Source organism: Isoptericola sp. NPDC019482 (assembly GCF_040632295.1).
In the GTDB taxonomy this organism is placed as follows: domain Bacteria; phylum Actinomycetota; class Actinomycetes; order Actinomycetales; family Cellulomonadaceae; genus Isoptericola.
In genome coordinates, this window is record NZ_JBEYBQ010000066.1 from 1 (window position 1) to 9,188 (window position 9,188).

The 9,188-nt window shown below is 73.9% G+C and carries 7 protein-coding genes; 5 read left to right on the plus strand and 2 right to left on the minus strand.

Annotation, left to right across the window (positions count from 1 at the left end):
- Nucleotides 1-91: 91 nt before the first annotated feature.
- Complete coding sequence (pepN, locus tag ABZ493_RS21490) at nucleotides 92-2,659, plus strand: aminopeptidase N (protein ID WP_430584148.1); 2,568 nt, start codon at nucleotides 92-94, stop codon at nucleotides 2,657-2,659.
- Between the two features lie 93 nt (nucleotides 2,660-2,752).
- Here pepN and malQ read toward each other — a convergent pair whose 3' ends face one another.
- Complete coding sequence (malQ, locus tag ABZ493_RS21495) at nucleotides 2,753-4,846, minus strand: 4-alpha-glucanotransferase (RefSeq protein WP_430584154.1); 2,094 nt, start codon at nucleotides 4,844-4,846, stop codon at nucleotides 2,753-2,755.
- A 251-nt stretch (nucleotides 4,847-5,097) separates the two neighbouring features.
- Here malQ and ABZ493_RS21500 point away from each other — a divergent pair, with 251 nt between their 5' ends.
- On the plus strand, nucleotides 5,098-6,141 hold the full coding sequence (locus tag ABZ493_RS21500; RefSeq protein WP_430584149.1) for a mechanosensitive ion channel family protein: 1,044 nt from the start codon (nucleotides 5,098-5,100) through the stop codon (nucleotides 6,139-6,141).
- A 34-nt stretch (nucleotides 6,142-6,175) separates the two neighbouring features.
- On the opposite strand, the gene ABZ493_RS21505 is transcribed toward ABZ493_RS21500, so the two are convergent.
- Nucleotides 6,176-6,424 (minus strand): PTS glucose/sucrose transporter subunit IIB, encoded by a 249-nt coding sequence (locus tag ABZ493_RS21505; RefSeq protein WP_430584150.1) that lies wholly within the window; start codon nucleotides 6,422-6,424, stop codon nucleotides 6,176-6,178.
- Nucleotides 6,425-6,528: 104 nt separating this feature from the next.
- On the opposite strand from ABZ493_RS21505, the gene ABZ493_RS21510 reads away from it, so the two are divergent.
- From ABZ493_RS21510 to ABZ493_RS21520, 3 genes are read left to right on the plus strand one after another with little or no spacing between them, the layout of a single operon-like run.
- Nucleotides 6,529-6,924: a globin gene (locus ABZ493_RS21510; protein WP_430584151.1), complete on the plus strand. Its 396-nt coding sequence runs from the start codon at nucleotides 6,529-6,531 to the stop codon at nucleotides 6,922-6,924.
- A gap of 23 nt (nucleotides 6,925-6,947) precedes the next feature.
- Entirely contained in the window at nucleotides 6,948-7,871 is a 924-nt protein-coding gene (locus tag ABZ493_RS21515) for an acyl-CoA thioesterase II (protein WP_430584152.1), read from the plus strand.
- A gap of 56 nt (nucleotides 7,872-7,927) precedes the next feature.
- Entirely contained in the window at nucleotides 7,928-8,905 is a 978-nt protein-coding gene (locus ABZ493_RS21520) for a DNA topoisomerase IB (RefSeq protein WP_430584153.1), read from the plus strand.
- Nucleotides 8,906-9,188 lie beyond the last annotated feature (283 nt).

Sequence of the window (9,188 nt, forward strand, 5' to 3'; positions counted from 1 at the left end):
CCGTGCGTCCGGGGAGGCCCGAGGTGGCATCATCGTGCGCGAGCCTGCGCGCCCATCACGCGCTGCACCACCTTGAGACGAGGGAGAACCCGTGCCCGGAGAGAACCTGACCCGCGCCGAGGCGATCGAGCGCGCCGACGTCGTCACCGACGTCGAGTCGTACGCCGTCGACCTCGACCTCACCACCGGACCGACCACGTTCGCGTCGACCACCGTCATCCGGTTCTCGGCCACCCCCGGCGCGAGCACGTTCGTCGACCTGGTCGCCCCGGCCGTGCGGGAGATCGTGCTCAACGGCGTCGCCCTGGACCCGGCCGAGGTGTTCGCGGACTCGCGCATCGCGCTGACCGGCCTTGCCGCGACCAACGAGCTGCGCGTCGTCGCCGACTGCGCCTACATGAACACCGGCGAGGGCCTGCACCGCTTCGTCGACCCGGTGGACGGCGAGGTCTACCTCTACACCCAGTTCGAGGTGCCCGACGCGCGCCGCGTCTTCGCGACCTTCGAGCAGCCCGACCTCAAGGCGCCCTACCAGGTGACCGTCACGGCCCCCGCGGCCTGGCAGGTCGTCTCGAACCAGCCGACGCCGGAGCCGACGCCGGCCACGCACGCGACGGACGCCGACGTCCCGGCCGCGACGTGGACCTTCGAGCCGACGCCGCGCATCTCGTCCTACCTGGTGGCCCTCGTCGCCGGCCCGTACGCGGTGCAGCGCGGCGAGCTGACGTCGTCGGACGGCCGCACGATCCCGCTCGGCGTCTTCTGCCGCTCCTCGCTCGCCGAGCACCTGGACGCGGACTACATCATGGAGACCACCCGCAAGGGCTTCGCGTTCTACGAGTCCACGTTCGGCGTGCCGTACCCGTTCGACAAGTACGACCAGCTCTTCGTGCCCGAGTACAACATGGGCGCGATGGAGAACCCGGGCTGTGTCACCTTCACCGAGTCGTACGTCTTCCGCTCCCAGGTGACCGACGCCGTCCGCGAGCGCCGCGTCGTGACGATCCTGCACGAGCTGGCCCACATGTGGTTCGGCGACCTCGTCACCATGAAGTGGTGGAACGACCTGTGGCTGAACGAGTCGTTCGCGGAGTACGCGTCCACGCTCGCCACGGCAGAGGCCACCGAGTGGGAGGCCGCGTGGACCACCTTCTCCGCGATGGAGAAGACGTGGGCGTACCGCCAGGACCAGCTGCCCTCCACGCACCCGATCGTCGCCGAGATCCGCGACCTGGAGGACGTGCAGGTCAACTTCGACGGCATCACCTACGCCAAGGGCGCCTCGGTGCTCAAGCAGCTCGCCGCGTGGGTCGGCCGGGACGAGTTCCTCGGCGGCGTGTCGGCGTACTTCCGCAAGCACGCCTGGTCCAACACCGAGCTGCGCGACCTGCTGGTCGAGCTCGAGGCCACCAGCGGCCGCGACCTGACCGCCTGGTCGAAGGCGTGGCTCGAGACGGCTGGCGTGAACACCCTGCGCCCCGAGATCGAGGTCGACGCCGAGGGCCGGATCACCGCTTTCGCGGTGCTGCAGTCGGCCCCGGCCGACTACCCGACCATCCGCCCGCACCGGCTCGGGATCGGCTTCTACGACCTCGTCGACGGTGCGCTGACCCGCACGCACCAGGTCGTCATCGACGTCGACGGCGAGCGCACCGACGTGGCCGAGCTGGTGGGCCGCGAGCGCCCCGCGCTCGTGCTGCTCAACGACGAGGACCTCGCGTACGCGAAGATCCGCCTCGACGAGGCGTCGCTCGCGGCGGCCGTGGAGCACCTGTCGCGGATCTCCGACCCGCTGGCCCGATCCCTCGTGTGGGGCTCCGTGTGGGACGCCGTGCGCGACGGCGAGACGCCGGCGTCGTCGTACGTGGACCTCGTGCTCGGCAACATCGCCGCCGAGACCGAGTCGACGACCGTGCGGACCACGCTGAACCAGCTCGGACTGGCCGCCCGGTCGTACGTGGCGCCCGAGCGCCGTGCCGCCACCCTGGCGCGCATCGGCGACCGGCTCTGGGGCCTCGCGCAGGAGGCGGCCGCGGGCTCCGACCTGCAGCTGCAGCTGGTGAAGTTCTTCGCGCAGCTCGCGTCGACCCAGGACCACGTGGCCCCGCTGCGCGGCCTGCTCGACGGCACGGTCGAGCTCGACGGGCTCACGGTGGACACCGACCTGCGGTGGGAGCTGCTGGAGAGCCTCGTGCTGCTCGGCGCGGCCGACGACGCGGAGGTCGCCGCGGCCCTCGCGCAGGACGACACCGCCACCGGCCGGCAGGCGGCCGCCCGGGCGCGCGCGGCGACGCCGACCGTCGCGGGCAAGGAGGCCGCGTTCGCGTCCGTCGTCGACCGGGCGGACGTGCCGAACGCGATCATCCGCTCCACGGCCGCCGGCTTCGTGCACGTGACCGACCCGTCCGTGCTCGAGCCGTTCGCCGCCCGCTACGTCGACGCGCTGCTGCCGATCTGGACCACGCGCAGCTACCACATCGCGGAGGAGCTCATCGAGGGCCTCTACCCGGCGCCGCTGGCGTCGGCCGCGCTGCGCGACGCCGTCCGCGGCTGGCTCGACGCGAACGCCGACGCCCCTGCCGCCCTGCGCCGCATGGTCGTCGAGCAGCTCGCCGGCACCGAGCGCGCCCTCGCCGCGCAGGCCGTCGACGCGAGCTGACCTCCGCACGAGCCGTCGGCGTTGTGAGCGCGATTTCGGGGACTATCACCGCGGTGAAAGTCCCCGAAATCGTGCTCACAACATCGGGTTCGGTCAGCGCGCGGTGCGGACCGCCTGGACCAGGGAGCGCAGCCGGGCGTTGTCGAAGAGGTCGTCGACCAGGACGACGTTGCCCGACCCGTCGGCCAGCGGCACCTTCCAGTTCGGGTACTCCTGGTCGGTGCCGGGCTGGTTCTGCGTGCGCCGCTCGCCGACCGCGTCGGTGAGCTGCACGCCCACGAGGGCGGCCGGCGACTTCCGCAGGTACCGGTGCAGGCCCTCGACGATCTCCCGCTCGGAAGGGTGGTCGGAGACCAGGCCGCGCATGGCGAGTGCCAGCACCGCCTGGTCGCGCTCGGCGCGGGCGGCCGCGCGCAGCTCCTGCGCGTCGTCCGCGAGCAGGCCGAGGCGCTCGCGCAGGTCGACATGCTCCCCGGCGAGGTAGCCGGCGGCGGGCGGCATGTCGTGCGTGCCGACGGTCGCGAGCGACGCGCGCCGGTACTTCTCCGGCTCCAGCGGGCGCCCGTCCTCCTTCTCGAACCACAGCACCGAGGTGCCGAGCACGCCGCGGTCGGCGAGCTCGTCGCGCACCCACGGCTCGAAGACGCCCAGGTCCTCCCCCACGACGACGGCGCCCGCGCGGTGCGCCTCGAGGCACAGGATGCCGAGCAGCGCCTCGTGGTCGTAGCGCACGTACGCGCCGGCGGCCGGCGAGGAGCCCTCGGGCACCCACCACTGCCGGAACAGCCCCAGCACGTGGTCGACCCGCAGCGCGCCCGCGTGCCGCAGCACCGTGCGCAGCATGTCGCGGTACGGCGCGAAGCCGGCCCTCGCCAGGGCCCGCGGGTTCCACGGCGGCTGCGACCAGGCCTGCCCCTGCTGGTTGTACATGTCCGGCGGCGCTCCGACGGAGACGTCGCGGGCGAGGACGTCGCGGTGCGCCCACGCGTCCGCGCCCTGGGGGTGGGCGCCGACGGCCAGGTCGTGCATGATGCCGATCCGCATCCCGGCCTCGCGGGCCACCCGCTGGGCGGTCTGCTTCTGCTCGTCGGCCACCCACTGCAACCAGACGTAGAACTCGACCTGCTCGGCGAGCTGCTCGCGCAGCGCGGCGACGGCGGGCGACGCCGGGTCGCCCAGCTCGTCGGGCCGCGGGCGGGAGCCGAGGTGCTCGACGATCGCGCACCAGGTGGCGAAGTCGCGCAGGCCCGGCCCCTCCTCGGTGACGAACTCCTGGTACGCGGCCTCGCGCGCGGCACGCCGCGGGGCGGTGAACACGACCTCGAGCGCCGCCTTCTTCGCCTCCCACACGGCGTCGCGGTCCAGGGCACCCGGGTCGGCCACGAGGTCGCGCACCGGGTCGGCCGCCCACTCGACGAGGGAGCGGTCCGCCGCCGACAGGTACGCCGTCTCCGGGATGTCCTCCACCCGCACGTACAGGGGGCTGAGGAAGCGCCTGCTGGTCGGCAGGTACGGCGACGGTGTCACGGGCGTCACGGGCTCGGTCGCGGACAGCGGGTTCACGCCGACGAAGTCCGCGCCCGCGCGGTGCGCCGTCAGCCAGGCGAGGTCGGCCAGGTCCGCCAGGTCGCCCACCCCCCACGACGTGCGCGAGCGCACCGAGTAGAGCTGGGCGAGGAAGCCCCACCACTGGTCGTCCTCCAGCCCGGCGGGCAGCTCCAGCCGCCGCGGGGTGACGACGACGGTGGCCCGGGACTCGTGGCCCTCCGTGAGCGCGTGCAGCGAGTGCCAGCCAAGCGGCAGGTCGTCCGGCAGCGCGAACGTCGCGCGCCCCACACGGCGCCCGTCGACCGAGCGCGGCTCGACCAGGACGTCGAGCTGCTCGAGGTCACGACGGCGGCGCACCGCGTGCTCGCGAGCCGCGGGCTCCGCGCCGTCCAGCTCGAGCCAGACGTGCACGGCCGCACCGTCCGTGACGTGCACCGGCACCTGCGCCCCGGCGCCCTCGCGCACCACGACCGTGGGCGGCAGGACGGCGCGCCACTCGTCGTCGCGCGCACGCTGCAGGCTGTGCGTCACCTGCTGGGGCGTGCTCGCCGGTACGCCCAGCGCACCCAGGACCGCCACGAGCGTCGACGCCGCCGCGGTCACCACCTCGCCGCCGAAGCCGTGGTGCTCGCGGAGCACGCCGTACGCCTCGGCCAGCTCGCGCAGCTCGGCGCTCGGCTCGTCGGCGCTCGCGGCCTCGGACGTGCCGTCCGTATCGTCCCGGGCGTCGTCCGGGGTCTCGTCGCGGGCGTCGTCCGGGGTGGTCGGCTGGTCCTTGCTCACGGGGACGATCCTGCCATCCCGCGTCCCACCAGGCCGTCCGCCCACGCGGCGCGACGTCACGCCCGCCGACGTTTCGCCACCGCGCGCACGCTCGCTACCGTGGGCGGGTGACCCCCGTGATCTCCACCCTCCGGACCGCTGCCCCGGCGGCGGTGACGCCCGAACCAACACCCGGTGAGACCTCGATCATCGACGAAGGCGCGAAGGCCGCCGCCGATGGCTGGGCCGCGTTCTGGGAGTGGTTCACCGGCTGGCCGCTCCAGGTGCTGATCATCCTCGCGATCGGCATCGTCGCGCTGGTGCTGCTGCGCCGCGTGATCGCGCACGTCACGGAGCGGATCGCGACCGGCTCCGGCACGACCACGACCGAGGGCTCGCCCCCCTGGCGCCGCTACCTGCAGCGCACGCCGTTCGTGGAGGACGCGATCGCGCTGGCGAACCCGCTGGCCAGCCAGCGGCGCGCACAGCGGGCACGCACGGTGGGCTCGGTGCTCCGCTCCACCGCCAACATCACCGTCGGGACGATCATGGCGCTGATGATCCTGCAGGCCGTGGGCCAGCCGGTCGGCGCGCTCCTCGCCTCCGCCGGCGTCGTCGGCATCGCACTGGGCTTCGGCGCGCAGAGCCTGGTGAAGGACTTCATCTCCGGCGTCTTCCTCCTGGTCGAGGACCAGTTCGGCGTGGGCGACACGGTGGACCTGGGGTCCGGCGCGCTCGGCACGGTCGAGGAGGTGCAGCTGCGCGTGACGCAGGTGCGGGCCTTCGACGGCACCCTCTGGTACGTGCGCAACGGCGAGATCCTGCGGGCCGGCAACATGACGCAGCAGTGGTCACGCGCCGTCGCAGAGGTGCGGGTCCCCGTGGACAGCGACGTCGACGTCGTGCGGGCCGCGCTCGGCCGCGCGGCCGACGCCGTGCAGGCCGACCCGGAGCTGTCGCCGACGCTCCTCGAGGCCCCGTCGGTGCGCGGCGTGGACGCCGTGAACGACATCACCATGTCGTTCACGCTCCACGCGCAGACGCGACCCGGCGACCAGTGGGAGGTCTCGCGCGAGCTGCGCAGGCACGCGCAGGCGGAGCTGCGCGCGGCGGGCGTGCTCGACCAGCCCGCAGAGGTCGAGCCGGCCGCCGTCCAGGACCCCGAGGCCTGACCTCGACGCGCAGGGCTCCCGCGGGTTCGACCGGTCAGGAGACGAGCAGCGGGTCCATCTGAGCGGCGAGGTCGTCGGCCTCCGGGCCGACGATGACCTGGACCACGCGACCCGAGCGCACCACGCCGAACGCGCCCGACGCCTTGAGCCCCTGGTCGTCCACGAGGGCCGGGTCGCTCACCTCGACCCGCAGCCGGGTGATGCAGGGCTCGAGCTCGACGACGTTCCGGCTGCCGCCGAGCGCCGCGAGGATGTCGTCGGCCTTGTGCGGGGCGATGGTCATGGGGGCCTCCCGTGGAATGCGTCGTTGCAGGTCCGTGACCAGCGTAACGCTCCCCGCCGCCGAGCGGGAGCAGCAGCACCGCGGGTGTCTGGGAGGATGAGCCCGTGACGGACCAGACTTCACCCCCGTCGTTCTACGACGCCGTCGGCGGGCACGCCACGTTCGAGCGCCTCGTCGACGTGTTCTACGAGGGTGTCGCCACCGACGAGGTGCTGCGCCCCATGTACCCGGAGGAGGACCTCGGGCCCGCCAAGGTGCGGCTCACGCTCTTCCTCGAGCAGTACTGGGGCGGCCCGACGACGTACAGCCAGCAGCGCGGCCACCCGCGCCTGCGGATGCGGCACGCGCCGTTCAAGGTCAACCCCGACGCGCGCGACCGCTGGCTGGCGCACATGCGCACCGCCGTCGACGCGCTCGGCCTGGCGCCGATCCACGAGTCCCAGCTGTGGGACTACCTGGAGCGCGCGGCGTACAGCATGATCAACACGTTCGACGAGTGACCTCGACCCGACCTGGAGAGCGCGTGAGCGAGACGTCCACCACCACGCCCGCCCCTGCGGGGATCCCCGACGCCCTGGACCGCCTGCTGGCGGCGCTCGACCTGCGCGAGGTCGACGGCTGGGGCCCGCGCGGCGAGGACGACCTGTGGCGCGGCGACAGCGTGCCCGGCCCCGGCCGCCGCGTGTACGGCGGCCAGGTGCTGGCCCAGGCCCTGCTGGCCTGCGGCCGCACGGTGGACGACGACCGCCTGCCCCACTCGCTGCACGCCTACTTCCTGCGCGAGGGCGCCCTGGACACCCCGATCGACTTCGCCGTCGAGCGGCTGCGCGACGGGCGGTCGTTCAGCGCACGGCGCACGCACGCCATCCAGCACGGCAAGCCGATCCTGTCGCTGACGGTGTCCTTCCAGACCGACCAGCCCGGCTACGAGGCCGCGGAGCCGGCGCCGCCCGACGTCCCGGCGCCGGAGGACGTCCCGTCGGCGATCGAGGTGCTCGACGGCATCGACCACCCGGCCGCGAAGTTCTGGTCGCACGAGTCGGCGTTCGACCTGCGCCACGTGGGCGGGTCGCTGTACCTGGGCCCCGACCCGGAGCCGAAGCCGACCCAGCAGGTGTGGGTGCGCGCCCGGCACGCCATCGAGTCCGACGACCCGCTGCTGCACCGCGCGCTGCTCGCCTTCGCCTGCGACCAGGTGATGCTCGAGCCGGTGCTGCGCCAGGCGGGAAGGTCGTGGATCGACGTCGGCGGCGCCGTCCCGATGGCGAGCCTCGACCACGCGATGTGGTTCCACCGCGACGCACGGGCCGACGACTGGCTGCTGTACGTCCAGGAGTCGCCCGGCGCCCAGGGCGGCCGCGGCCTGGGCCTCGCCCGCGTGTACGACCGCGAGGGCCGGCTGGTCGCGAGCATCGCGCAGGAGGGCATGATCCGGCTCCCGGGCTGACCTCGCCCGCCCCCGGCAGCGCTGCGGGGAGCGTGCCGCCGCCGCACACTGTGCGCGTGCGACTGCGCCGCGTCTCCGCCTCCTCCCCCGGCTACTCCCGCCGTGCGAAGGGCGACGGCTGGGTGTTCCTCGACGTCTCCGGCGCGCCGCTCGACGACGCGGCCGAGGTGGCGCGCTGCACGCGCCTCGCCGTCCCGCCCGCCTGGACGGACGTCTGGATCTGCCGCTACCCGGACGGCCACCTGCAGGCGTTCGGGCGCGACGACGCCGGTCGCGGCCAGTACCTGTACCACGAGGAGTGGCAGGCGCGGCGAGCCCGCCGCAAGCACGACCACGTGCTCGACGTGGGCCGGCGCCTGCCCGGCGCCCGAGCAGCGGTGACGCGCGACCTGGGTCGCGACGGCGTCGGACGCCGCCGCGTGCTGGCGCTCGCGTTCCGGCTGCTCGACGACGCGTACTTCCGCGCCGGCGGGGAGGTCTACGCCGCGAAGCACCGCAGCTACGGGCTCGCCACGATCCGCAAGGAGCACGCCACCGTGCGGCGCGACGGGAGCGTGCACTTCCGGTACCCCGCCAAGTCGGGGCAGCTGCGCGACGTGCTCGTCGAGGACCCGGTGGTGGCCGCCCTCGTCACCACCCTCAAGCGCCGCCGCGGCGGCACGGACCTGCTCGCGTGGCGGGACGACGACGGCGCGGGCTGGCACGACGTCACCAGCGCGGACGTGCAGGCGACCGTCAAGGACCGGCTCGGTGAGGACGCGACGCCCAAGGACTTCCGCACCTGGCACGCCACGGTGCTCGCGGCGCGGGCGCTCGCGGACGTCGGCGCGCCGCCGCGCTCGCAGCGGGCGCGGCGGCGCGTGGTCGCCGAGATCGTGCGCGACGTGGCCGAGGAGCTCGGCAACACCCCGGCGGTCGCCCGCGCGTCGTACATCGACCCGCGCCTGGTCGACCTGTGGGAGCACGGCGAGACGATCGGCCCGACCCGGACGCGCTCCGCCGCCGAGCGCGCCGTCCTGGACCTGCTCGGCTGACCGTCGAGGCAGTACCCAGTGCCCAGTACCGGGCCTGCCGAGGTAGTCCAGATCTCGCCGAGGTAGTCCGAACCTTGCCGAGGTAGTGGACTGGACCACTACCTCGGCGAGATCTGGACTACCTCGGCAGGCTGGTGACTACCTCGGCAGGGACGGAACTACCTCGTGGCGGTCAGTTGCAGGCCAGGGGGCCGTCGGCCGGCGGGGTGCCGTTCGCGACGAAGCCGACCGTGGCCTGCGCCCCGGCCGCCAGGTCGGCGTTCCACGCCGCCCCGGTGATCGT